Source organism: Halonotius sp. GCM10025705, from assembly GCF_042662885.1.
Lineage (GTDB): Archaea > Halobacteriota > Halobacteria > Halobacteriales > Haloferacaceae > Halonotius > Halonotius aquaticus.
In genome coordinates this window covers 232816-256143 of record NZ_JBHSZD010000002.1, presented here as the reverse complement: position 1 = coordinate 256143, position 23328 = coordinate 232816, and the positions used below count along the sequence as shown (strand labels likewise).

General features: G+C 50.2%; 21 protein-coding genes. 8 read left to right on the top strand and 13 right to left on the bottom strand.

Annotated elements, in window-relative coordinates; genetic code table 11:
* Positions 1–389 precede the first annotated feature (389 nt).
* Together ACFQJB_RS14285 and ACFQJB_RS14280 are read left to right on the top strand one after the other, a co-directional pair.
* On the top strand, positions 390–1112 hold the full coding sequence (locus ACFQJB_RS14285) for a hypothetical protein (protein WP_379728101.1): 723 nt from the start codon (positions 390–392) through the stop codon (positions 1110–1112).
* A gap of 278 nt (positions 1113–1390) precedes the next feature.
* A complete protein-coding gene (locus ACFQJB_RS14280) occupies positions 1391–1873 on the top strand; it encodes a hypothetical protein (protein ID WP_379728099.1) in 483 nt (160 codons plus the stop codon).
* Between the two features lie 24 nt (positions 1874–1897).
* Here the strand turns inward: ACFQJB_RS14280 and ACFQJB_RS14275 are convergent, their stop codons facing one another.
* The gene (locus ACFQJB_RS14275; RefSeq protein WP_379728097.1) at positions 1898–2890 is read right to left on the bottom strand and encodes a hypothetical protein; all 993 of its coding nucleotides are present in this window, start codon (positions 2888–2890) and stop codon (positions 1898–1900) included.
* A 334-nt stretch (positions 2891–3224) separates the two neighbouring features.
* Here ACFQJB_RS14275 and ACFQJB_RS14270 point away from each other — a divergent pair, with 334 nt between their 5' ends.
* Entirely contained in the window at positions 3225–3809 is a 585-nt protein-coding gene (locus ACFQJB_RS14270; protein ID WP_379728095.1) for a hypothetical protein, read from the top strand.
* Positions 3806–4633, top strand: a complete 828-nt coding sequence (locus ACFQJB_RS14265) for a hypothetical protein (RefSeq protein WP_379728093.1) — start codon at positions 3806–3808, stop codon at positions 4631–4633. Before ACFQJB_RS14270 ends, ACFQJB_RS14265 begins: the two co-directional genes overlap by 4 nt.
* 149 nt (positions 4634–4782) lie before the next feature.
* Here the strand turns inward: ACFQJB_RS14265 and ACFQJB_RS14260 are convergent, their stop codons facing one another.
* The 4 genes from ACFQJB_RS14260 to ACFQJB_RS14245 form a co-directional block, all read right to left on the bottom strand.
* The gene (locus ACFQJB_RS14260) at positions 4783–5835 is read right to left on the bottom strand and encodes a DNA-processing protein DprA (RefSeq protein WP_379728091.1); all 1053 of its coding nucleotides are present in this window, start codon (positions 5833–5835) and stop codon (positions 4783–4785) included.
* Positions 5836–5839: 4 nt separating this feature from the next.
* Positions 5840–8161: a RecQ family ATP-dependent DNA helicase gene (locus tag ACFQJB_RS14255; RefSeq protein ID WP_379728458.1), complete on the bottom strand. Its 2322-nt coding sequence runs from the start codon at positions 8159–8161 to the stop codon at positions 5840–5842.
* Entirely contained in the window at positions 8122–11016 is a 2895-nt protein-coding gene (locus ACFQJB_RS14250; RefSeq protein ID WP_379728456.1) for a helix-hairpin-helix domain-containing protein, read from the bottom strand. Before ACFQJB_RS14250 ends, ACFQJB_RS14255 begins: the two co-directional genes overlap by 40 nt.
* A gap of 266 nt (positions 11017–11282) precedes the next feature.
* Complete coding sequence (locus ACFQJB_RS14245) at positions 11283–12944, bottom strand: transcriptional regulator (RefSeq protein WP_379728085.1); 1662 nt, start codon at positions 12942–12944, stop codon at positions 11283–11285.
* Positions 12945–13215: 271 nt separating this feature from the next.
* On the opposite strand from ACFQJB_RS14245, the gene ACFQJB_RS14240 reads away from it, so the two are divergent.
* Both ACFQJB_RS14240 and ACFQJB_RS14235 read left to right on the top strand, forming a co-directional pair.
* Complete coding sequence (locus ACFQJB_RS14240; RefSeq protein ID WP_379728083.1) at positions 13216–13473, top strand: AbrB family transcriptional regulator; 258 nt, start codon at positions 13216–13218, stop codon at positions 13471–13473.
* The gene (locus ACFQJB_RS14235; RefSeq protein ID WP_379728454.1) at positions 13473–13916 is read left to right on the top strand and encodes a type II toxin-antitoxin system VapC family toxin; all 444 of its coding nucleotides are present in this window, start codon (positions 13473–13475) and stop codon (positions 13914–13916) included. The genes ACFQJB_RS14240 and ACFQJB_RS14235 overlap by 1 nt, the downstream gene beginning before the upstream one ends.
* 102 nt (positions 13917–14018) lie before the next feature.
* Here ACFQJB_RS14235 and ACFQJB_RS14230 read toward each other — a convergent pair whose 3' ends face one another.
* The gene (locus ACFQJB_RS14230; RefSeq protein WP_379728079.1) at positions 14019–14369 is read right to left on the bottom strand and encodes a hypothetical protein; all 351 of its coding nucleotides are present in this window, start codon (positions 14367–14369) and stop codon (positions 14019–14021) included.
* Positions 14370–15681: 1312 nt separating this feature from the next.
* Here ACFQJB_RS14230 and ACFQJB_RS14225 point away from each other — a divergent pair.
* Positions 15682–16293: a hypothetical protein gene (locus ACFQJB_RS14225; protein ID WP_379728453.1), complete on the top strand. Its 612-nt coding sequence runs from the start codon at positions 15682–15684 to the stop codon at positions 16291–16293.
* On the top strand, positions 16286–16942 hold the full coding sequence (locus tag ACFQJB_RS14220) for a hypothetical protein (RefSeq protein WP_379728075.1): 657 nt from the start codon (positions 16286–16288) through the stop codon (positions 16940–16942). The genes ACFQJB_RS14225 and ACFQJB_RS14220 overlap by 8 nt, the downstream gene beginning before the upstream one ends.
* Before the next feature lie 15 nt (positions 16943–16957).
* Here the strand turns inward: ACFQJB_RS14220 and ACFQJB_RS14215 are convergent, their stop codons facing one another.
* The 7 genes from ACFQJB_RS14215 to ACFQJB_RS14185 all read right to left on the bottom strand — a co-directional run bounded on the left by ACFQJB_RS14215 (position 16958) and on the right by ACFQJB_RS14185 (position 23295).
* Positions 16958–17386 carry a hypothetical protein gene (locus ACFQJB_RS14215; protein ID WP_379728451.1) on the bottom strand — a complete coding sequence of 143 codons (429 nt, stop codon included), beginning with the start codon at positions 17384–17386 and terminating at the stop codon, positions 16958–16960.
* A gap of 302 nt (positions 17387–17688) precedes the next feature.
* Positions 17689–18687 (bottom strand): hypothetical protein, encoded by a 999-nt coding sequence (locus ACFQJB_RS14210; RefSeq protein ID WP_379728449.1) that lies wholly within the window; start codon positions 18685–18687, stop codon positions 17689–17691.
* 48 nt (positions 18688–18735) lie between these two features.
* Positions 18736–19080 (bottom strand): hypothetical protein, encoded by a 345-nt coding sequence (locus ACFQJB_RS14205; protein WP_379728447.1) that lies wholly within the window; start codon positions 19078–19080, stop codon positions 18736–18738.
* A 391-nt stretch (positions 19081–19471) separates the two neighbouring features.
* Entirely contained in the window at positions 19472–20257 is a 786-nt protein-coding gene (locus ACFQJB_RS14200) for a hypothetical protein (protein ID WP_379728445.1), read from the bottom strand.
* Between the two features lie 61 nt (positions 20258–20318).
* Complete coding sequence (locus ACFQJB_RS14195) at positions 20319–20747, bottom strand: hypothetical protein (RefSeq protein ID WP_379728443.1); 429 nt, start codon at positions 20745–20747, stop codon at positions 20319–20321.
* A gap of 271 nt (positions 20748–21018) precedes the next feature.
* Entirely contained in the window at positions 21019–21258 is a 240-nt protein-coding gene (locus ACFQJB_RS14190) for a hypothetical protein (RefSeq protein WP_379728441.1), read from the bottom strand.
* Positions 21259–22548: 1290 nt separating this feature from the next.
* On the bottom strand, positions 22549–23295 hold the full coding sequence (locus ACFQJB_RS14185; RefSeq protein ID WP_379728439.1) for a hypothetical protein: 747 nt from the start codon (positions 23293–23295) through the stop codon (positions 22549–22551).
* Positions 23296–23328 lie beyond the last annotated feature (33 nt).

Sequence of the window (23328 nt, the reverse complement as noted above, 5' to 3'; positions counted from 1 at the left end):
ATTGAGGGCGATGAGATCTATCCACTCTTTGGAGATGATAATCCACTCCGATTGCGGAGATTGAGGACGATGCGATCTATCCATATTCGTTGGGCGAAGATGATAATTCACTCCCGATTGCGAAGATCCGAGACGGCATCGTAACTCCTTGGGAATTCGATTGTTGAATAACAACTTTTTCAGCGGCCCTTGGGGTCGGGATGTTGGAATAGTCCAATACATACGTCCAAGACGATAGATCGGTTTTAGCCTCCCAATAATCAAAATCTTGGTTTCATCGCTGCTGGATACGCACTGTGAATGTCGGAAAAATAATATAGAGAGTGCCGACAGAGCAGACTTTCCAGCCTAACGACAACACTAAGATGATCGACACTCATCAGCCCGATATGTCGGATGACGAGTCTGTTTTCAGCACCCTTCGAAAAACGATCATCGGAAAATCAGCAGACGAACAAGCAGAAGCGTTGAAACAAACCGCTATGGAAGACCCTGCATCGATTGACGAGGGAGATATTAACGCGTTGATTGAGCTCTTATCTGAGGTAGACCCTGATGTCGTCACCGACGCACTGCATGCGCTCTCAGCAGTCGCAAGTGACCAACCAGACCTGGTCACCAAAGCAACACCTAACATCGTTGGTGACCTCGCAAACCGACCCCCAACCGAGTGGAGTGACACACCCATTCGTGACATGTCCGACGAGTTCATGCAGGATCTCACTCGTGGAGAGATACTATTAGAGCTCGCTAAAGACGATCCAGCCTATCTAGATCCAGTCGTCGATGACCTTGTCAAGAAATTCGAGAAGTCAGACGCGCTTGAACCCGCGTCGTACCTCGCTTTGGCACACGTCGTAGCCGATCAATCCGGTCAGACTGGCCTCTCACGAGACCCATTTGTCGACTGGGTTTCCTCCGAACTGACTCATCTCGTCAGTAATGAGGATGAGGTATTCAATATACAGTTAGCCGAGACGACGCTGTTCGTCAATCTTCTCGGCGAGCTCGGTGGAGATAAAGCGCGGGAGACGCTTCAACAAGTCAGGAACGAAAGTGACGACGAAGAAGTCAGACGCGTTGCTACCGAAGCTATCGGGGATCTTGCCTAATCTGGTTCAGAGTGCAACCGAACGTAGCCATCGCGAATCGAACCCGAAAACAGATCTATTGCACTCGTCTCTTACCCAAGACAGCGAAACGGCAGTATACGTCTCTAACATTGGGGAATCTCGGTCTGTGCAAGATACGCGCGTTCCATCTTGCACTACTCATCCTGATAGAAATACGATAAACTTGTTTCACCAACTTCGGCAAGAGCCATATGAATTAAGCAGGGTTTGGGTCCAGCACCAAGATATAACATGTTAGACATCAGCTAATGATGTAAATGGACACCGAGAAGTATATTGAATCAGTCAAAGAACAACTCAAAGCCTACGACTTCGAGAAAGTCGATATCGTTGAGCAGTCCGGATACATCTGTTTTCGTAGGGTGAGAAGTCGGTTACTAAGAGAACAAGAAGAGCTTGTATTTATCACCGAATTAGAATCGAATGACGTGGATGATTTCAAAGCTCACTTTGATGACGTGATAGATTCTGGGCAGGCAGTATTCTCTAAAGATCAAACACTCGCCAAGCGGCAGTGGTATTTCGTCGCAGTGACGCGATCGGCTTCAAGAGCGTTACGTGTCGCGACGAAACGTGGCTCGAAAAAGTTCTCAATCGGAGACTCATTTGGTGGGTTCTTTTTGCCTGTATTGATCGATCTTGAAGAGTCGAGACTCAAATCCGGAAGCGTATCGATGAAGCACAAAGTGACTCACCTGACTGAAATGAAGGACAACGCAGATGATTATTTCGTAATTTGATCACCCCTTGTTTGTGGATTTGAGTTACGAATCCCAATCCGGCTCCTCAAACAGAGATTTAGTGTCTTCCTCAGACCCTTCCAGTGGCTTGTCATCGCTATCTTTCCGAAGATTCTGTTCACTAGTAGTAGAGTCTGAAGACATTAATGAACCTCGTCCTTCCCCAAGAGTTTCAGCGGAATAGAGTGCGGAACCATTTTGCAACTCAAGGATATCTTCGGGGAGAATCCCGTTCTGATGGAGCGACTCCGGTGAGAAAGAGTCAATCCCGCAACTATCCTGAGGGTCGTGGGAGGTGTTGATCCAGCTCGTCTCAGAGGGATAATCTTGGGTGAGCGGCTGCGAAGACGCACTGTCATCGAACAGCGATTCTTTGAATCGATCGAATATTCGCTCAAAAAGTCGAGCGATATCGTCCCGAATCATCGACGCTGCGGCTGTCACCGATTCCTGTTTTCTGAGTCGGTTGAGATACGATGTCAAATGCTGCTCCGGGGGCTTCCAACAAAAGACATGTGCACCAACCAATGCCCAAGCTGCTCCAGTTAACGCCGTCCCCGCCAATGTGAGATGCTCGTTGGCCCCAGTGGAATCGGCACTTACCCAACCCAGCGCAAAGTTGTGATCGGTGAACGGTTTCAACAACTGAAGCGCAGTGCCTCCGGTACCCTTTGTTGGAACGTCGCCCAGAATGTGTCCGAAGATACCGGTTCCAACGGCATTGATGACCCAATCGGATAATGATTCTAATGCGTCAATCACTGCTGCAGTGTGATCGGATAAATCAAGTCTAGTGGTCAGCCACTGGCCGAAGTGGCTGGCACTGTGTCGTAACAAATGTGCCGTCGTCATTGCCTTCCCAAGCAGGGGCAATGAGTGTAGTTCACGGTGATGTTCTAATCGTTGATGTAGTGGGCGTCCATCGGCAGGATCCGAGAGAACCTCCAGTTCGGCAGTATCAAAATACCCAGAGACTGTGGCACTGAGCCCGGTGAATCCGATACCTGCCGCCACCATTGGAAGTCTCCGCGATATCAATTCGGATCTCTGTGGCGGTTCAGCTGTTGGATCGAATTCGGAAACCGTTCGTGACCGAATCCAACTGGCAACGACACAGGAGCTCGTACCGGCTACGATCGCTGTGTGTGCCTTCGACTGCATACACATTGCAACGATGAGGACTGTGATAAATTTGTGCTGAGGTTATAATTGAGGTTGGTGTCGTATTCGCGCGTTGCATCTTGCACGACACGTTCTGCCAGAATCCAGATTTCTTTGTTTCGCTGTCTTCGGTAAGAGCCATAGGGGTCAATATTAATTATAGCCGGTGAACTGGTTAGAACTATCAAAGATGTTCGGCAAAGAGGAGGTATGGGATAATTGGGTAGCGCAGACCATTCTCTCTGATATCCAGTCAGCAGGAACTCCAGATCCCGTCCCGATGATTGACCACTCAAGAAGTGAGTTAGCGATGACCGACGAGTACGACTCTTACCGCCTAGGACGAGGACGTGGAGAATATTTGTATCTCTTGTACACTCTAAACGAACCCGTTGAATCCCCATCTGATATTATTCCAGTATATATTGGTGAATCCAGCAAGGTTACCAGTCGGCTGTTAGATCACTTTAGGAGGCTTCGAGATGCGCTTCCCATCTCGGAGTGGGAAGATGATGGTTCATGGGGGAGTTACGGAAAGTATGATCATATTGCGACCGTTTATGACCGCACTGACTCCCCACTATACGCATGGGTAATTGATGTCGATGAACTAGAGACTGGGCCATATGGATTACCAACGTACCGACACGAACTTGAAGGAAAATTAGTCGGGCTTGTGCATTCACTCCCCCGGTTCGATCAGGTCTTCGCCAATCGAGATTTTGTCCCGAATCGGGTCGTTCATGAGATGGGAAAAGTCGGCCCTGGTGGGTGAGCGATAGTCACAATACCTCGAACGAAGAAGCACAACAGATCGCAGAGGCACCTGTGAGAGAACCAAGTGCGGACTCTAAGATCGGACTCTGGCACGAATGGGTTGAGAACACAATCTTACAGGATATCAACAGCTCAGCAGAGGCAGATCCGATCGAACTGTTCGAAACGAATGAAAACCTCGTTGTCGAGACCAAAATAAGCGGTGATACAACGATTCTGAGACGTAGCGAAGGGATTGATCGAAGAATTCGGCATGAGGGAAAGAAATGCGTGGATGAAGATGGGGTCAAAAGAGGGGCAAGCGGATTGATATATGTACTCTACCAGCTCACATCGGATGCTAAAGAGCCGTCACCGGAGGATATCATTCCACGATATATTGGAAAAGCAGAAGCATACGGGAAGAAAAACGAATTAAGCGCGAACTTTGAGGAGATTGCAAAGGACTATTCATCGACAAGGAGCTTTGCACGTTGGGGTGACGGTAACGCTTGGCACATAGGAGAGCTTTCACGAACGGTATATGGCAAGGACTCGAAGAAACTCAGTTGGGCAGCGAACTTTTCGAACAAGGAACGACACGACTTACAGATCAAACATATCTCTGGATCAAAGCGTGGGATCCGAAGACCAATCCAGGGCCATATGGCTATCCAGCATACCTCGCGGAGATTGAGCCGCTGCTGGTTGGACTCGCATATGAGGCGTATCCTGAACAGTTGCTCAATCATAACGAAGTTCCGAGCGAGGCTCCTGCGAACAGTCGAGAGTTTGCGTTTACTTCTGCTGATCCGAATCACCGAACAATCCAAGATTATCTAGAGTGATGGCAGAACCTCCTCAGAGCTTGCCCTCAAGTCAGTTTAGCCTCGATTCGATTGCCAGAGGATAGGATAAGTCTTCGACACGATCCTCGCCAGAAAATCCTTAGCCTTGGTTGATCCTTTGTCGTTAACCACTTTGCATTTTGGTCAGAACTCTTCGAGAGATGACTGATGATCGGCATCTGTTTCGCCAACAGATTCTGATGAATCCTTGTTGGAAGGGTCAGTTTCATTCTGATTGTCGTCGATTTTACTAGTTGCCCATTCTGCAAACGACATCCCAGCGGGTTTTGACTCAGGATCGATCGGAACACCGCCCTTAGAAATTAACTTCTCATTGCCTGGGGCATCGTCTTGATGGGTGCAAACGAATAGCTCTGAAAACTCATTTGAGAGGTTCTCTGTTGCACCTTCCCATGTACCACCGGTCTCATCTCCACTCCGAATGACGAATGTATATTTCCCATACCCGTGTATGAGTTTATTTCGGCCCATAGCCCCTCCAATACTCCAGGAAGCATCAGGTCTATACATCGAAGCAAGTGTGAGATCCCCATTGAGTACCGACTCTCGCAGGTTGTTGTTTGAAAGTGCGTTCTTGATTCCTTCAGCGGGGAATTCAATAACCGGCCCCGCAGCATTCAACCCTGCTTCCTCAGCAGCACTGTCAACCCCTTTCGCTCCTCCTGAGACAACAGCAAATCCATCTTTCAGTGCCATATCAGCAAGATCTCTCGTATATTCTAGGTCAGCGTCAGTTGCCTCACGTGAGCCAACAAATCCCGCAGCCTCCGGCTGGAAATTCTCAGCATCTCCGGCAACATAGAGGAACGGCGGAGCTTTTCGTCCGAGTGTCTCGGTTAATTGAGAGGGAAATGAGTGCTCAAATTCTGTTGTCACCCATATCCCGCTTTGATTCAAGTCCTCGAGCTCCAACGCCAATCGAGATGCATTTGACAGCCGCTCTGTGACCCATTCACGACTAATCTTATCTGAGAAGGGCGTCGCTGGCAACTCACTGGTGTCAAGCGAAAGAAGCTCACCAATTGAGTCTAGTGAGGATTCATTGACAGCCCTAGTAAAGTCATGCCACTGTGTGGGCCCGAGTGTATCATCACTCGTCTCATCGACAGCGGCTCCCAGATGTGATGTGAGCAGCAATGTAACATTGCTCTCGTCCGATAAGGTAGGTTGTTCCATCGATCTATCCTCTCCGTTTAGCTAATGCGAATGGGTATACTGAACCGCTCCCCGACTTACTAAGTTGTCGACCAACTTCCGTAAGCGTCCACCGCGAAGCCACAATATCATCGATCAGTAAGACTGGGCCGGATCTCACGTCGTCAGTAATCTCGAATGCTCCTCGGACGTTGTCACATTTCTCAGCTGATCCACTCAGCTCTTTTTGTGGGACTGTATCATCCACTTTCTGTATACAATCAACAATCTTCAACCCTAAATCATCAGCTAACCGGCTTGCATAATCAGCTACAAGCCCCTCATTCGATTCTGAGGGGACATATGTAATCCACGTTGGGGCTGGGGATGGATCCCACTTGTTTTCGATCATATCTACTGCGCCGGTTACGAGTGATTCTTCAAACTGACCAGTCTCGTATTTGCCTTCTCTGACAGCAGTTCCCCAACCAGGCTCCTCATAGACGGATAGACTCCGCCCAGTTTCGAGTTGGTTTTCGGGAGGTATTTTTTCACGACCCCCGCTCTCCAAGTATCGATACACTCGATTGCTAATGGTCTCTATTCCACTGCTCTGATAGTGTTTTACAGCTTCATCAATCAGACTCTGATCTGTGACTGTTTGTGGATAGAAGTTACCAGTACAGTTTGCACACCTCCCACAGGGGTCGCTCATCTGGCCATCAAGCTGTTGATCAATAAACAGCGTCAGGCATTGATCTGTTCGCATGAACTCCTGAATTCGTTCCAATTCTGTATACCGTTGCTCAGTGATTCGATTATACTTGTCCTCATCATACGTCCATGGATTCGCGGTTCGGAAATATCCCTCATCAGTTCGTTCAAGCGCACCATCTACTTCGAGCATTTGGACGCACCGATATACTTGAGATGCATCAGATTCTATCCGGAGATCCCATTTGGAGAGCGGCTCTTCTGCATCGCTGATCGCCTCAAGAACAGCCTCGAAGTTACTGGCGGATGGGAACGAGGATTCAATGAAGTACTCAGCTGTCTCATCATCGTCAGAGCCTGAAAGAACGACAGCATCCGCCGTGTCTAGATCCCGTCCAGCACGTCCGATCTCCTGATAGTATCGAATGAGATTCTGTGGCCGTTGGAAATGAATAACATACTTCAAATCGGGTTTGTCAAAACCCATTCCGAGAGCGTTAGTCGCCACTAATGCATCAACATCGTTGTTGAGTAACATTTGCTCTCGTTCTTGTCGTTTGTCAGTATCGAGACGCCCATGGTAGGAGTTAACATTGTATCCCTTTTTCGACAACCACTCCGTAACCCGGGTTACATCATCGATAGTCAAACAGTATACAATTCCTGCACGGTCACCCTCTGGGAGATTCTCCGCCAGCCATGCTAACCGTTTTTGCCGGTCACCCATATTGATCGCCTGGATACGTAAGGAGTCTCGAACCAAATTACCCCGAATTGGTTCTAATCCCGGTAACTGAGTCGTAATATCATCGACGACGCGATCATTCGCCGTTGCAGTAGTCGCTGCCACAGGAACATTAGATGGGAGGCGGTCAAGGATTCTTGTGACGCGTTGATAATCAGGGCGGAAGTCATGACCCCAATCAGAAATGCAGTGAGCTTCATCGACAACTAACATACCAAATCCATCGTCCATCTGACTCAGTACCTGGTCTCGGAACTCCTGATTCCCCAGGCGTTCTGGAGAAACTAATACTAAATCGCAGTCACCCTCGATGATATCCTCATATATTTGCTCCCAGTTATCCTCATTTCGTGAATTGATTGTCCGAGCTGACAATCCAAGTTCTTCTTCAGCATTCTTGATCTGATCTCGCATCAATGACAGCAATGGACTGATTATTAGCGTTGGGCCTCCGCCGTCGTTCCGGATTGCTTTGGTAGCGATAAAGTAGACTGTGCTTTTGCCCCATCCTGTCCGTTGGACGAGAAGCAATTGGTCTCTCTCATTGGCCAGTTTGTCAATCGCTTCCCATTGTTGAGGTCTAAATTCTGCTTGATGACCAACACTTTGGGCAAGTAGCTCATTGGCTCGGTTTCGGGTAATCCGTTTGTCAGTGATTTCTGTGCTGTATGTCTTGATTAGATAGTCAGTCAATTCAGAAGTATCTGCGTCTAAACTCTCGTATCTTTCATCTCGGGCTGCCTGCTGAAGCTCCTTTACTCGGTCAACTGAAAATTGAGTTTCGCTTGCGATCCGTTCTGGAACAGCGGTTTGAAGATCATCGATTTGAGTGATGCCAGATTCTACCAGCTGTCGCCCACTCAATGGCCCTACACCCTCAAGAGCAAATATGCCCTGCTCACGGAGCATATCTGCAAGATACTGACAGTACCACTCTCTTGCTTCCTCAGGTGAACAGCCAGCGAATTCAATCTGTCTGAGTGTATCTTGGATATGACCCTGATCTGCCCGCTAATTGCTGCTAATTTTTCAATTGCTGGAGGATCCCCGAAGGTCGGATCGGAATTATCTACACCGTCGTCCGAAGGATTCTCTGAAGTTTGTGTCTCTGAGTGATCCTCTGGGTCGTCATCGTCTGTATCTGCAATGTCTGCAGCATTGTCCTGAATAGTATCTACATTTCCTTCCCCGATTTGCGGGACTTCAATAAGCTCATCCGCATCTGCTCTTGCAATAGCACTTGGCGTCTTGTAGCCGTGATCAACGAGGTGATATGCGGCTCGACGTTGTAGCCCGTCGATATCAAGTAACGATAGATTCGTATGGAGGTCAGTTACGATTTGCCGGGCCTCTGAACGTGGAACGCCTGTTGCACCTACAACTTTCAGTGTTTTTTCCACTGACTCAATATCACAACCAGATTGCGATGCGATTTGCTCTGCGGTGTTCTCATCGGATTGCAATTCTTTTGCATGACCTCTCATTACCTCCGCTGCACTTTTTGAGATTTCAGTAACAGCAGAAAGCTCAGAAACCGGGGTCGTAGCTAAGTCTGTGATCGTGGTATACCCTGCCTCTTGGAAGCGAGCAGCACGTACTACCCCTACCGCATCAACTGAAAGAATTGATGAAGTACTATCTGAATCATATTTTTTTCGTAGAACGGTAAATATAGTAGAGAGTGAAATGTCCCTTTTATCTAATTTTGACACGTCACGCCCAATAGAGGATGTAGTCGCCCCGGTTTTTTCAGAGACTAACTCAATCACCTCCTCTGAAGAATCAAACTCGGTGTCGATTTCGGAGTCATTGTTCTTGAGCGTATCTCTGTGATCTTCAACACCGTGAGACTGAAGATAACTTCTAATACTCCCGTATTCCTGTCTGATCGCTTCTCGTCCCTGTTTATTTAATCTTGAGAAATTGAAAGGTTTGTTACGTGTGTGACCAGCGTACCCATGAACACTTTCGCCCTCAATAGCCACGTCGAATGGTGATTGCAAATACAGACAGTAGTCCCACCGATCGAGGGCTTTTGTGTCAATGTCGTTGTTTGAGAATGCTCGTTCCAGGGACTCGACTACGTTTGGATTCTGCTCTATGGCAGTAATCTCGGCAGCATACTCATACTTTCCATTATCAGTGTAAAATAGAACAAAGTCACCAGCTCCCATGTTTCTATATTTCTCTGCCTTTTGCTCAGGGATTCCCCAGACATGGAATGGATCACTTGCGTTGTCGGCTGTGACATCTATATCAATCTTTCCAGTGATTCCAGTAAGCACAGTCTCTTCAAAATATTGAGCTAAAATAGGGTTATCACAGGGAGCAAAATAGAGTCTTGAATCTGCTGTCTGAGAGTCTGGATCGGTTGCACCGCCTTCCGTTTCTGGGGACGTAGAGGGGCCTTCTGTAGAGGACGTTTCACGGGATTCGGTGGGTAGGTTATTGGATAATTCCACGGGGGGCTCGGATGTGAGAGTTTCTACGCAAAGCGGCTGATCTTCTGTTGACTTTGATCGTTCATCCCAGATCTTACTCACCGATGTCTGTTCCTGTAACCACTTCTCCAAGCTGTTCTTCGAGAGAGGCTCAGAGCCTTTGGGGCCTGCCAACTGCATCAATACAGTTCGGTCAGCTGCTTCAATACCGTTTTTTAGCAGTTGAAGATCTTCAGCACTAGGGCTTTCAATACGGTACAACACAAATGGACGATGCGGGATTGAGACCTGCTCAGTTGTTGATGGCTCAATAATCCGGATTGAACAAGGATACTCTGGTGGCTCTTCAAGTGCCCACTTTCGTAGTAGGTATTCAATTGGCCCAGCTTGGAACACTTGACAGTCAGAGACCTCGGTTGGGGCATGTGATTGACGATGTCGGCGATCGCCAGCCATAATCGCCTCAAATGGAACTGAAGAAGCTGACTGTATGTCGTCAACACTCAACCCTGTATCAGACACCGGTGGAGCAATTGTACCGGGCACTGCAAGGACTGCCGACTCCACGTTATGGGGCATTGGATCGAGTGTACGAATCTCAGACAGCACATTTTTAGAGTCAACCGGAGAAGTTCCATAGATCGCCACATCACCGATTACAACAGGTGAACTGGACAATGGTTTCACCAGGCCATCCGCAGTCAATTCATCTACCAACGCAAATTCATTATCGCGTGGCGACCCCGCTAATAAAAGTGGAATGTCATTGTTACGCAATTCATTGAGTGACTCGCGCAGGGCCCGAATATCCTTTTTTGCCGGGCTTTGCGTTGCAAATAGTTGTCCGGTTAAGACAATCGAGTCAACGTCCTGTTGAATAGCGGTCTCAATCGCCGCATCGAGTGCCCGCTGAAATTCTTGTTTCCGCCTCGCTGTGATATTCGATGAGGCGTAATTCACCGGCCCTACATGCATCAAGCTCGTGTCTTGATTCGAGGTGAAATTATGACCGGTATTGGAATAGTCATCTGCGGCGTCTGGTATATCGATTTGTTCTGCGGTCGTTTTGTTCGCCCCATTTAATTCGATCGTAGAAGACCATTTCTTCACTAACGCACCCTCCAGCCGATACCAATTTCCGACCTTCCAATCAGTATCTACAGCTGGACACTCATCCCAGATGCTCAACTTGAGTTGCGTTTCGTCTGTGGTAGATACAGTAAATTTGTACGCACGGTTGTCTCCTTCAGATCGAAGGATTTCGTCTATTCTGACCTCTATTGAGATCAAGTCATTATGTTCATGCGTGCCAAAATCTACCATTGATGTGGATTTTAATGTAATTGGTATATAATATTTTTGAAGAGAGCGAATGATTTCTCGTTTCGTGGTTTCGATCAGGTTGGAGTGACACACGCGGAAGCTGCGACACCTGTGAAGACCTACCGGTATCGCGGGGAATGACTTTAGATGCGAAGATATAGACTATGAGACTTCTCTATTGTGATTCAAGATTTCATACGCAAATAGTGTGCGAAATTCGGTTTGCTCTTCCCACTTTTCGAGCAAAATTCAACAGAACAGAGATATCAACGATCGAGTGGCCCATCCCGTTGATACGTGTTGAGGCGACCACTCCGATCAACAGAAATCTGTCTGTCGTCCTCCAGCTGCCGAAGTTTGTTGTAGATTCGGTGGTCGGGGAAGTCGAGTTCCGTACGGAGGTCTTCGATTGTTTTTGGCGTCTCCAATGAGACAAGCAATGCATTCTCAAGACAGTAGGAAACAAGCTCTCGTTTGATTGGCGCGACAATATCATACCGCTCCGCAAGGATATCAAGCGTATCCAGTACCGCAAAGGAAAACAATTGCTTCGTGAGTCGCTCCTGTGTTTTGATCTCCTCGAAGATCCCGTCCCAATCAAGCGACGCTTGCTTAGCAATCAATGCAACATCTTCGAGATCGCCTTCCCGCTCTGTGATCGATTTGAACAGAAAGATATCCGTTAACGAGAGCAGATGAACGGTGAGATTCCCATACGTGAGTGACTCATCACACCGCTGTATCATCGCCTCGGTCAGCTGGAGTTGGCCTGCGACCGCCTCGACAAAAATATCCCATCGTGGAAACCCCTCCTTCTCAAGAACGATGTTCGGATCGAGTTGGGCGTATGCTGTCTCCAACGCTCCTCGTTCCTCGTAGCCTAACTCCTGTAGTGTCTCAGCCGTCGTCAGAAACGTCTGTTTGTCCTCAACGACAAGGTCGACATCCTTTGTTGCGTCTTTCAGACCCCGCAAGATGAGGTTGCCACCGCCGAGGAGATACACATCAACACTCGTTGCAAGGCTCTCGCCAAGTTCTTCGAGGCCCCGCTGGAGACTATCTTCCGGATGCTGCCCGCGGGGGTAGACGCCGTAGTCATTGGCAAGATCAATGAATTCCGCCCACGGAAGAAATAGATCGGCGTCGTGAACCGCTCGCTGGTCAACATAGGCCAACAGATCCGCCCACTGCTCGACACACTCCCACTTGTTGGCCAGCCGCCAGCACTCACTGGTATCAAGCGTCCCGCGGTGGGTGAGATAGAAGACGCCAGCCATCGCCATCTGTTTCTTGGTTTCTGCAACAGCCACTGCATGGATCAAGACCGCCTCAAGATCGAGTTGCCGATCTCCCTCATAGTGGTAGGTTGTCGCGGAGTGAAACTCAACACCGTAGCGAGTGAACGCAGAGAACGCAGTCGGTGTCCCATCGTCATCGTCATTTCTCGTTTCGATGAGTCGGGCTCCGTTTGCTTGATACACTGTTTCAAACGGGTTGCCTCGCGTTCTGGCCCTGAGAAATGAGCGCAGTGTCTCATCAGTAATAGCATACCCGTTATCGGTGTTGGCGATCGCGCCGGTTTCTTGGATCTCGTTTAGATGTTCATAAAGCGTCGATTTTGCAAAGCCCGCTTGTTGTAACTCGCCGATGGTTTTCGGATCCGAAAGGAGTGCACTGAGAACATCTTCTTTCGTTCCTGTCAGCACTTTACTGAGTGCATATCTATCGATCAAGTCAGCACAGAGCGTTGCTTCATACGTATCGGCCAGCTGTACGCCATTATCCCGTTCTACGAGATGCTCGTCAGCTAGGTCGCTCACGACCTCCGAAGTCCAATTCTGACTCTTGTCGATCGCATCAGCTAACTCGCCGACAGCGTACGATCGGTCGCGTAGACACTCGATGATTTGTATTGCTGTCCGTCTCATATATTCCAATTTGACCGATTTATTTATAAATATATCGCTTAGATTGGAATAAAATTTATACTAAACTCCAAATACAGTATGCCCGATGTTGTATCCGCTTCAATTTCGTACCTGGCATCTTCATTGTCACCGGAACCGGTTATTAGTAGAACCTACTAACGTGTTACTGTCAGTTTGAATATAGTCAAGCCAATCTACTACAACTGAGCGATACAGTTTGAACCACCAATTAGCCGCCCAATTTATTGCACTCGGGGTACAACAACTGCGTATGTCAAGTGACTCAGACCCACGCGTGGAGGCGGAATCCACGATCAACGACAGTTATGGAACGACGATCCCAGCACCAATTCGGCACGCACTCGATGACGCGCTTGAGCCGGGAGATACAGTTCGGTGGGTTATCTCAGATGGAGAACTTTCGCTTGAGATCGTCCACGAAGAATACGGTGCGTTCGAAGACGCCGACCCGTTCGACGGGCCGGCATGGGAGAGCGAAGCTGCGGCTGAGAGTGCTTGGAGCGAGTAATGCAGGCAGTCTGTATTGATTCAAATATTGTTCTCGCCGCGCGAAATGCGAATGCGGAGCGTCACGACACCGCTGCGGCGATATTCAGCGGGATCGATACCGGGGAGTTGCCCCGTGCGAGACTGGTAAACTACGTTGTCCCCGAAATTCTCCATCCACTCCAGAAACGTATCAGCAAGGGGGCTGCATCCGAGACTCTTGATCGCCTGCAATCGAGTCGCGGGTTCGAATTTGTCTACGGCTCGAAAGCCGTTAATCTATACGGCGAACAGTTGTTCCGGACCTATGAGGCGTCATCAGGGCCAGAATGGGTCGATTCGATCCTCGCTGCGTACATGCAGAGTGAAGACATCGAATACATCTACTCGTTTGACGATGATTTCGACGTGTTTGATGATGTGACCCGACTCACGACGGCGACAAACCCATTCAAGCCAGATTGAGAGTTCTGTGAAGCAAAGTCAGTTACTCGCCGCCGTCTGGGATCGATTTATCAGCTCGGTGGAGTAAACGCGGAAGCCACGGGCCACCGTGCCCGTGGTACTTCAATTGCTCCACTCTTCGGGCGTGATCCCGACTGACTTCATTGCATCAGTTGGTTCTTGTGTGTCACTCGTTGAGACATCCATTGATTTCTCCTCGTAAAAGTCTTCAACAGCCTCTTTCATTTTCTCTCTAGCGGCCGGTTCTTCGGCGAAGGACTCTATTATGAGATCAAGTTTTGCTTCCAACTGGACGATCCGAATGGTAGTTTCCCAATTTGATAATCCGGCCGTCAATATCATATTGTGGGCCTTGCTTTTTGAAACATCCAAATTGGTAGCTAATTCCTCAATTTGATCGTACCTATCTTGAGGGATATATGACGTGAATTTTTTTCTTTTCTCGGTATCCATAGCTCTAATTATTTGCTATCGCCTTGCGGCTTAGTCATTCGCTTTTATTTCAGATAGCACATTATAACAACCACCAATTAGATTTGGCTGCAAATCTTTTTGTTTATATTATGTCGAGACTCGAACGGATAACAGATGACGATACGAAGCTGAGAGAGGAGCAGCAAGGTAGAGAAAATCCCTGGTCACCGGCTACATAGAGCTTTACGAAGTGAGATGCCCACACAACCGCGAAATCAACCCACAACTGAGCCGGACTAAAATTCTGGAACGCTTCGGTGGGAATAGTTGTAATCGGCCGATCACTCAAGATTTTCACGAACAGCTACCGCCACTCGTTGTCGGCCCGCTGCAGTAAGACGGTACATATTACGGCTAGATACAGTTTTGACTTCAACAAACCCCGTATCTGTGGCCAAATTATTGAGACGGTCACGGACAGCTTGCACCGTTCCAAGAGCAACGTTTGATTGTATTTCAGCAGCTAATACGGATCGATCTTCAGAGATGAGGATCTCGAATAGTAATCGCGTATCGGACACCTGCCGCTTTGGCCCAGGTGATCCCATACCTAGTAATTTCTATCTATCTTCTTAGCCGGTTCGGTACTAATACTTTTGATACCAAAACTATTAGTGGCGGCCATCATATGGTGTTACATAACGACGCTACTGGACGAAATAGCGAGGTATCAACATCGACGACTGAGAGTGAGCCTCGACACGCGTTGGTGGCGTCGTCTCACAACGCCAATGCTAGCACCCACATTGGCCGCCACAAGAACAGCGGTCACAGCCGGAATGGAATTGCCTTCCAAGCAACGCTGTTGGCAGCCACACCTGATTGACCAGCAGCCCAACTGCGTGGGCGATAAAATCAACAGCTGCCACCACTTGGAGCAGTGTGATCACTATCCCTGGAGGCACCCATCGGATCGGCCGCTTCTGGGAGGCCTCTCACTGACAGCTGCTCCGACGACGCCTACAGCGAGCCACAACGCTGTTCTGGCAACAGTCGCCGACCAGCAGATAGATCGCACACTCAGGGGTGCCGAGATCACAGCGAACCGTAGTGTGGGTGAGACCGGTATCGTTCACCCTCTCGACGTACATAGAGATCGCGGGGATAACTCCCAGCGTGCTGATTCCACGGACGATCGGAACCGTCAGATTGTCCGTGCTGAAGACGGCTCGAAAAGTTGCCACCACCGACACGCTCAGAACGGAGAATTCGACGCAAAGAACGCGGTAGTACGGGACACTTTCAGTATCGATCTGGCTCCCAGCTACTGGCTCATCAAGAGGGTAGAATCATGAGTGACTCCTCGGCGTGCTCTGTTGTTTCTAACCCAGAAGTAAGATTAGAAGACGTCCGATGGCACGATAGATCAAACACCTGCGACGGACGTGGGCGGGAAACTGCATCCAGCAGAGGATACAATGCTGAACGCCTCGCGCATGTCGTCATGAATCAGCTAGGGTTCAGATCAGTTTCCTTCGAATCGTGGTATGATGATTATGTGTTGTCAACCGATAACATGTCATACGAAGTTGAAGTTAAATCCTGCATAGACAGGTATGAGACGGCTTCTGGTGAGGAGGGAGGATATGGACAGTTCCGAATTTGGAAGCCACACCACGACCGCATCCTTGAAGAGCATGAAAAACTGGCCGAACACGGCCAAGGAGGGCTTTACTTCTTCGTTGTTTACACCGTTGAACATAGCATTGAAAAAGAAATAGGGAAACTTGTGGCCCCGGTTGAGATGGTCGACGACGTACTCAACACGTGGCTGGTTAGTGATCATGTGACGATGGGATCAAAGAAGAATCGTCAGATATCGTGGCGATTGCTCTTAAAGAAGCTAGGTGTCTCACGAGAGCGATTTGAGAACGAGCCCATCATCAATCTTCTCGATGAGTGATTCCGAACTCTCTCCGGTTGCGTTCGATATCGAGACCTCCGGATTCGAAGACGATGCGGTGATCACAGCCGCTGGCTTTAGTCACACACTCGGCGAATCACTCGTGCTCAATACTGCCGGACGAGATGATATTGATCGGAAACTGCTTGTCGGCACACTCGACGAATGTTCGAGCGGGACAGTCCAGTTGGATATCGTCGCTGACGAACGAGAGTTACTAGACACAGTAGCCTCGTTTGCGACCGAGCAGCTAGATGGCGACCGCCACTATCTCACCGCTTTCAACGGCGAGACGTGGAATGGTGGCTTCGATCTCCCGTTCTGTCGCACACGGTTCCTCCAGCACGATATGTCGTGGCCGTTCGGCGACCTTGCCTACGCAGATATGATGCAGATCGTGGATCGCTTCGATACAAAGTGTCACAGCGACCTTGTTGGCGTCTACGATGCTTTGCTTACCGATGAAACGTGTGCCCCATTCGAAGATAGCGAAGAAGCTGTGGCCGCCTTTGAGGCGTCTGAGTGGCTGCCACTCCTCAAACACAACCTTGCCGATGTTCAACGGACTCGTGAGCTCGCACGATTGGCAGGCCGGTTCGTCCCTAAGTCCGACTTCTCGATGAAGAATCTCCAACCGCCCAACCACTAGTGAAATTTGTTAGTATTAGCTACTAACTTGTTCAGTATGGATACTCAAGAGATCCTGGGCGAGCCGACGCTTACTCCCATTGTAGACGAAGATCACGGCCTTCCCAACTGCCACCGGTGCACTGTCACCGACCTCAAACCCAGCATCTCGGCAGCCAGGGAGTTGGATCTGATAGCCGTTTCCTGCAATTTCAACCGTCGCAACCTCTCCTCGATGGATTGAACTACTATCGCGAGCAGCAGCAGCGACTAATTCTGCTCGATGGGAGACAGCCACATTCTCACTGTCAATGAGCAATAGCAGATCATCAAACCCGTATACGTAGACTTCGGCACGTCGAGTAGCTGTTCCTTCGCTATCTTCAACGACTAGCCCTGCCTTGCGTGCCTCTTTCGTGATCTGGAGAGCCAACCCGCCGGCTGATTTCTTGATGCTGTTCGCCATTGTTAGTAGCCAATACCAACTCAAGCATCATATTTGGAATGGAGTCAGGTACTGGCTTTCGGCCACTCTATTCGCTCAATACTATAGCTTTCACAATCAGGACAGCAGTGATACTGGACGCTAAATCGCTTCCCACAGTGTCGACACTCGTAGGGATAGCTCGATTTCTCGCCGGTGAAGACAGAAGCCAGCAGTCCGAACATCAGTATCAAGTGAGTAATTGCCCAGAGCCATCAAAAACATTGGTGACCGTTTAATCGCATGCAAGCACCGGGTTCTCAAGACTTGAGTGAACTCGTCTGTTAGGGGTCTGCGTTCGACTGTGTGTGGAAGGAACGACCAGAATTGAACTCAGTGAGTTCCTCAATACGAGTTTCCAGTTCTTCGACCTCTTGTTGGGCTTGTTCAGCTTCTTCACCCTCGGCAGCGGCTAATTGATCCTTCAGTCCTTGCAAGCGAGTTTCTTTCTGCTCTTCGTGTACCTCGGCCTTCCGAACGTATTCGCTTTCCTCGATCTCGTAGACTTCGGACTCGGATACCTCGATCACGTCCAGAGCCTCATCCACCTTGCTGCTGTCGACGCTCGTCACACGCTCCCGATCGATGCCGGCGTCTTCGAGTACCTCCAGCACCTCCTCATCGTCTTTGAGTGACCGATTGCGGCGGGCAGTGCGCTGTACTGAACCGTATTGCCCAGCCACTGGCTGATCGTGGTGCAGTCGGTCGAGCAGGACGCTACGAACATCTTTCCGGAGCTCGTTGGCGTTGCGTTGAACATCTGAGAGCAGCGTGTAGATATTCACGAGCGCGTCAGTTTCCATGCCTTCCAGATACTCGACGTCGTGGCGTTCGAGGGCGTCGACCAACAGCAGCGCGTCAGCATAGACCGCGAGGTCGGGTTCAGTCCGATCAGCATCTGCAACATCGTCTTCGGCTCCAGTTTCGAGGAGTTGGGATGAGGTTGGCCCCTCACGTTCGAGGATGACACCTTGCTGTTCGTCGATCTCGAACCGGGGGTGAACACTCCAGACAGCCGGGTATGCATCCGCATCTGGTGGGAGTCGGTCAAGGTCGAAGCCACCATGAGCGTCGGTGATCCGGCGGTATAGCGTTTCGAACTGGTCACGTTGGAGTGGTTGATTCGGATCGATATCCTTGTCGAGGAACTGAACGACAACGCGCTGTTCCTGCACGCTGCTGATGGTAAATCGTTCGTGAGAAAGCGGTGTGATAAGGGTGGCTCCGTCACCCAAATCCTCCAATTCTCTGAGGAGAGTACTCCAACTCGCACTGAAGGCCATATCTGCTAATTAATTCGGGTTCTCAAAGGCCTGCGGGTGGTCGGATCGTCACTCGGTAGAGCCGACGTTGTTGAGTGCGCTGTTCAATTCATGAAGTTCTCGAACTACATCACTGTCCGCAACTCGATACCGCTGTGGCGACGTGTCAGGGACTTCCTCAATGAGTTCGACTTCCTGAAGCAGTTCAGTGTAGTTCCCGACAGTCTGGCGTGTGACGCCTGCATGGTCAGCAAACTCGCTTTTGTTGAACTCGCGGTTTGTAGGGAGATCAAGAAGAGCGTCCACGAGGATTGGGACTGCCTCATGTTGGGTCAGATGGAACCACCCACTGGGATGTTCTTTTCTGAGCTCTTTCTTTTCGGCCCGTTCAGTGGACGCTTCGATGCTGCTCATACTAGTAGGAAAAAGAAAGTGTGTATAAGCGTTTCCAATCCTGTAAACAGCCATTAACAGAGTTTATTAGATAGAGGATTTCTGTTTTTTCACTCATGGAGAAGCCGTCGGTGAAATGTGCGCTGTTAGCGACGATGTTGGCGAAACATAAGTGGGGGACACCCATCTCGGAAGAAAACCTGATCAGATTGTCCCCTATCGATGAGCATCCGACAGCCCGTGAGGTCGACGACGATCTCCGGAGTGCAGCCTACATCATTCGCTGTCGCTGTAGTATCTCGTTCGCGTCTGACGATGGTGGCCGCTGTCGCTGTCGCGGTCAAGGATAATAAGGAAAGCACCGCCTCGGAGCCGTCGTTCTCAGCGCGGCCCTACCGCGCTCGGGCGTTGGCTAGAGAGCGCGGTATCCCGCTGAGCGGCTTCGAGGCGGTGATATTTCCTTAATCAGCGCCGTCACCAGCAGTAGTCGCTGAATCAGCAGTAGCAGTAGTCGCGCCGCCATCACCACTACCGCCGACATTCCCGTCTCTCCTGGCTCCTCCATCTCTCCCAGTGTCTCTCCCCACACCCCCGACGCCGACGCTGATCGTCCCGGCATCTCCACCACCATTACCATCTCCATCGACTCCCACCCTGTTGGCTGCTTCAGCGTCCTCCCCATCGTCTGCTCTATCGTCCCCCTCGTTGTCGTTGTCGCCGGCGTCCCCCTCTCGTCACTCTCGACACCCACCACCGTATCGTCGTTGTCGTCCTCCTCCACGTCGTGAACGTCGTCGTCGCCCCCGTCGTCGTTGTCGGCGTCCTCCGCCTCGTGGGCTTCCTCGACCTCCACCCTCGCGTCGGCGACTCCGACCGCGCTGACTGTCTCCACCTGGTAGTGTGCATCCGAGTGGTCGGCATACCAGTGATGCCGGTCATCCACTCCGTTCACGTTGAACACAACAACCGGCGTATCGGTCAACACCCCGGCAACCTCGCCGGCGCGGTCAGCCCCACGTGCCCCACCGGAGACGATAGCATCGAACTGTATCCCCGCCTCCTCCAAATCGGATACGAGCTGCTCTCCGTTCTCTCGGGCACTCCCCGTCCGTTCGTAGCCCCGCGAACCAAACACGACGAGCGGATCCGAGTAATCAGGGAACGACACACCGGCTGGCAGCGACACGGTTGATGACATCTGACTAGACATCTCGTTCTCGGTTGCGATACAAAAATACCGTCGTCGAGAGTCGCTTTGCTTACAGCGTTGCTCCGCAATCCGCGCACTTGTCTGTTGGACTCGCCCGTTCGGTTGCCGGGCCATGTTGTTCGACCTCCAGGCTTCCACACTCGCACCGTCCGACGAGCGGCAGATTTGAGGCGACTTCCGCATGGACACAATTCGCTCGGGCTCGTTCCCCTTGCGCCGCTTTGGCTGGCATCCCGCGACCGATATCTGGCTTCTCGTTTTCGTCGCACAGTGAGCACTCACTCCCGGTCGTCTCGACCGTGATCACATCATGGTCTTCGTTGATGAGCTTCACCACGCTCGGCTCGCCTTTCTTGAACTGTTTGAACGCCGCGACGAGGTCGCCGCCGGCTATCTGTTGATGCTCGTAGATTGCTCGCCGCTCGAATTGGTCACAACTCTGGAAGTGTCGAACTGGGCTTGTCTGGGTTACAACCATCTCGCTCTCGTTTGCGTTTCAAAAATATGGCCTGCGCCGCTCGGCCGATCTCCCCAGGTCTCTAACCCGTAGTCGATCCACGTGTGCCCGGCTTCGCATTGGAGTTTGTACTGGCCGACTTCGCGCCCGCCTTTCTCAACTGTCCCTATTTGGGCTCTTCGTTCAATCGGTGATCCGCACTGGCCGATTTGGCAAACTGGCTCAACCATCTCGGTTTCGTTCGCGTTTGAAAAATATGCTCGCTTCGCTATCCCGACAGCCCACTGGCTGATCACTCGTTGATGATCACACCGGTCGTGATATGGACAGCGTTGGTTCGCGCCGCGAAGTGAAATGCATCTGTCTCATCTTGCATTGCTTCTTCGAGGGCGACTTTGCTTCCCACGGGTTCGGCTTCGGTGTCGATCATCAGGCCGGCGGCTCGCAACTCGGCTAGCCCTGAGTTTCGCGTGTCGATTGCGACGACGATTGCATTCCGGGCTGTCGCCTCTGCGAACACTACACCCGTCATCGAATCGAGTCGTTTCTTGATGGGCTTGCCTCGCTGCGCTTCGGGGCTTGTCGCTTTCGCTGTCGTTGTTGTTTGCGTCTCGACTCGCTGGCTGCCTGACCGACTGTCGAATCCAACCATCTCACTCTCGTTTGATCTGAAAAATAGTCTCCCGGTTGCCCTCCGGTTTCCCCACGGTTCGATTCACTCTCTCAGAGGGCTACCCGCGCTCCAAGAATAGGCCACGTCGACGATCGCCTTGAGCGACTCCTTCGACACGCAGCTGGAACCCCACTCTACTCTCTTTCTGATCTCTCACTCTGTTGTTGTCTGGGCCGCCGCCCTGAGTTTCATCTTTCCTTACACTTCTCGCCTCCGGCCGGGTTTCCCCCTGTTCGCTCTATCTCGCTCACATAGGTTACGCTAAACCCCTAATTGTGTAGAGAGCGGAACCTATGTTAACAGAGTCTCGGCTATATTAGAGATGCTCTAAAGCCAGTAGAATCCATAACTACCTATGTTACGGATTTAGGGGTAAAATCGGTGCTTAACTTTACCCCTCAATCTCGACGCCGTACGGGCTTAATTATGTGCTTAACTTTACCCCCAATTCTACCGCCGTATAGGCTTAATTGGTTCCAAAGTGTAAATGAAAAGTAAGAAAAAGTGTGCTTAAGATTACCCCTCAATCTCGACGCCATACGGGCTTAATTATGTGCTTAACTTTACCCCTAATTCTACCGCCGTACGGGCTTAATATTTTATCGGTGTGAAATGAACACCGTCTGGGCAGTGCTTAAGATCACCCCTCAATCCCGACGCCGTACGGGCTTAATTATGTGCTTAAGATTACCCCTCAATTCCGCCGCCGTACGGGCTTAATATTTTATCGGTGTGAAATGAACATCGTCTGGACTGTACTTAAGATCACCCCTCAATCCCGATGCCGTACGGGCTTAATTATGTGCTTAAGATTACCCCACAATTCCACCGCCGCACGGGCTTAATGATTTTCTCGGGCTTGTTTTCAGCTGACAATGTGAGAGTCCTTTGAAAACGACTGCACAGAGATTTTAAATTGACTGAGAGTCCTTTGAGAGCGACTACACAGATATTTTGAATACTCAATCTGGATATTGGACAGCGATCTCACTTGGATCAGATAGATATAATCTAAGTGCTATTATGCCTCGAACTAAAGACTGTAAGTGAGAACGTTAGAATTTGTGATGGCCGATGCTACTTGTCAAGATCATTCACGCACGGTCAAAGGTGAGAAAAAGCTAATCCGGGGCGAGAGCGATATTCGGACTATATCATACCCATTAGATCACTCATACCGATTATCTTTGACATCCCATTGGAGTCAAGCTGCTCATTGAGTTCGTCGAAACTCCTAACATTCGTGTCGATATCTTCTGACAACCGGCCTTCTTCAATCAGTGCTCGAACTAGAGTTATCGCATCATCGTACGTCTCTACAACCCAGATCCCGTCTCCGTACTCTTCTGCCATGCTGTCAAAGTCATCTGCAACGTGCGGGCCAACGTCCGGCGAGGTCTCTACTTCGATAATCTTGCGGTGGGGGTCGGGCGAGTCTTTCGTATCCAGCGCGTAGATATCGTAGAGATTTCCTGGCCCATCGTTATCATCCGAATCATCTGAGCCGTCTGGATCGTGATACATATCAACATCGTAGCCCAGCTGGTCGTAGTGTGTGGCAGCAATTCGGACACCAAAGCGATGCTCGAAGCTTTCTGTTCCTAACTCTCCGCCATGATACGGCTGGGGATTCACTTTCGGGAACTGAGCTCCTTCTTTCGTGACCCGATAGTATTTTTGTCTGTTGCCCATCTCGTGTTCAGTCAGGTATCCTTTGTCGATAAGAGAGCCTGCGGCGTTGCTCATGGGGAGTTTCTTCATCGATGCACTCAGGTTGTACATCGTATCAGTTCCGTCCGAGAGCGCGTCTGCAACGTGCTGGAGGAACGCGTATTCATCGTATTCCAACCCATCAGGAACACCTGAGCCTCCTGTGTCTTCTTCCTCATCAAGCACGTTCTGATTCTTGGAACTGTAGTTGCTGTCGCC

Coding starts and splice junctions, on each gene's coding strand:
- ACFQJB_RS14190 (WP_379728441.1), bottom strand. CDS start 21,258: ATGACGGGTGTAGTGTTCGCAGAGGCGACAGCCCGGAATGCAATCGTC.
- ACFQJB_RS14275 (WP_379728097.1), bottom strand. CDS start 2,890: ATGGTGGCGGCAGGTATCGGATTCACCGGGCTCAGTGCCACAGTCTCT.
- ACFQJB_RS14280 (WP_379728099.1), top strand. CDS start 1,391: ATGGACACCGAGAAGTATATTGAATCAGTCAAAGAACAACTCAAAGCC.
- ACFQJB_RS14235 (WP_379728454.1), top strand. CDS start 13,473: ATGCAGGCAGTCTGTATTGATTCAAATATTGTTCTCGCCGCGCGAAAT.
- ACFQJB_RS14245 (WP_379728085.1), bottom strand. CDS start 12,944: ATGAGACGGACAGCAATACAAATCATCGAGTGTCTACGCGACCGATCG.
- ACFQJB_RS14260 (WP_379728091.1), bottom strand. CDS start 5,835: ATGGAACAACCTACCTTATCGGACGAGAGCAATGTTACATTGCTGCTC.
- ACFQJB_RS14205 (WP_379728447.1), bottom strand. CDS start 19,080: ATGAGCAGCATCGAAGCGTCCACTGAACGGGCCGAAAAGAAAGAGCTC.
- ACFQJB_RS14270 (WP_379728095.1), top strand. CDS start 3,225: ATGTTCGGCAAAGAGGAGGTATGGGATAATTGGGTAGCGCAGACCATT.
- ACFQJB_RS14220 (WP_379728075.1), top strand. CDS start 16,286: ATGAGTGATTCCGAACTCTCTCCGGTTGCGTTCGATATCGAGACCTCC.
- ACFQJB_RS14250 (WP_379728456.1), bottom strand. CDS start 11,016: ATGGTAGATTTTGGCACGCATGAACATAATGACTTGATCTCAATAGAG.
- ACFQJB_RS14215 (WP_379728451.1), bottom strand. CDS start 17,386: ATGGCGAACAGCATCAAGAAATCAGCCGGCGGGTTGGCTCTCCAGATC.
- ACFQJB_RS14200 (WP_379728445.1), bottom strand. CDS start 20,257: ATGTCATCAACCGTGTCGCTGCCAGCCGGTGTGTCGTTCCCTGATTAC.
- ACFQJB_RS14240 (WP_379728083.1), top strand. CDS start 13,216: ATGTCAAGTGACTCAGACCCACGCGTGGAGGCGGAATCCACGATCAAC.
- ACFQJB_RS14255 (WP_379728458.1), bottom strand. CDS start 8,161: ATGCTCCGTGAGCAGGGCATATTTGCTCTTGAGGGTGTAGGGCCATTG.
- ACFQJB_RS14230 (WP_379728079.1), bottom strand. CDS start 14,369: ATGGATACCGAGAAAAGAAAAAAATTCACGTCATATATCCCTCAAGAT.
- ACFQJB_RS14195 (WP_379728443.1), bottom strand. CDS start 20,747: ATGGTTGTAACCCAGACAAGCCCAGTTCGACACTTCCAGAGTTGTGAC.
- ACFQJB_RS14210 (WP_379728449.1), bottom strand. CDS start 18,687: ATGGCCTTCAGTGCGAGTTGGAGTACTCTCCTCAGAGAATTGGAGGAT.
- ACFQJB_RS14285 (WP_379728101.1), top strand. CDS start 390: ATGTCGGATGACGAGTCTGTTTTCAGCACCCTTCGAAAAACGATCATC.
- ACFQJB_RS14225 (WP_379728453.1), top strand. CDS start 15,682: ATGAGTGACTCCTCGGCGTGCTCTGTTGTTTCTAACCCAGAAGTAAGA.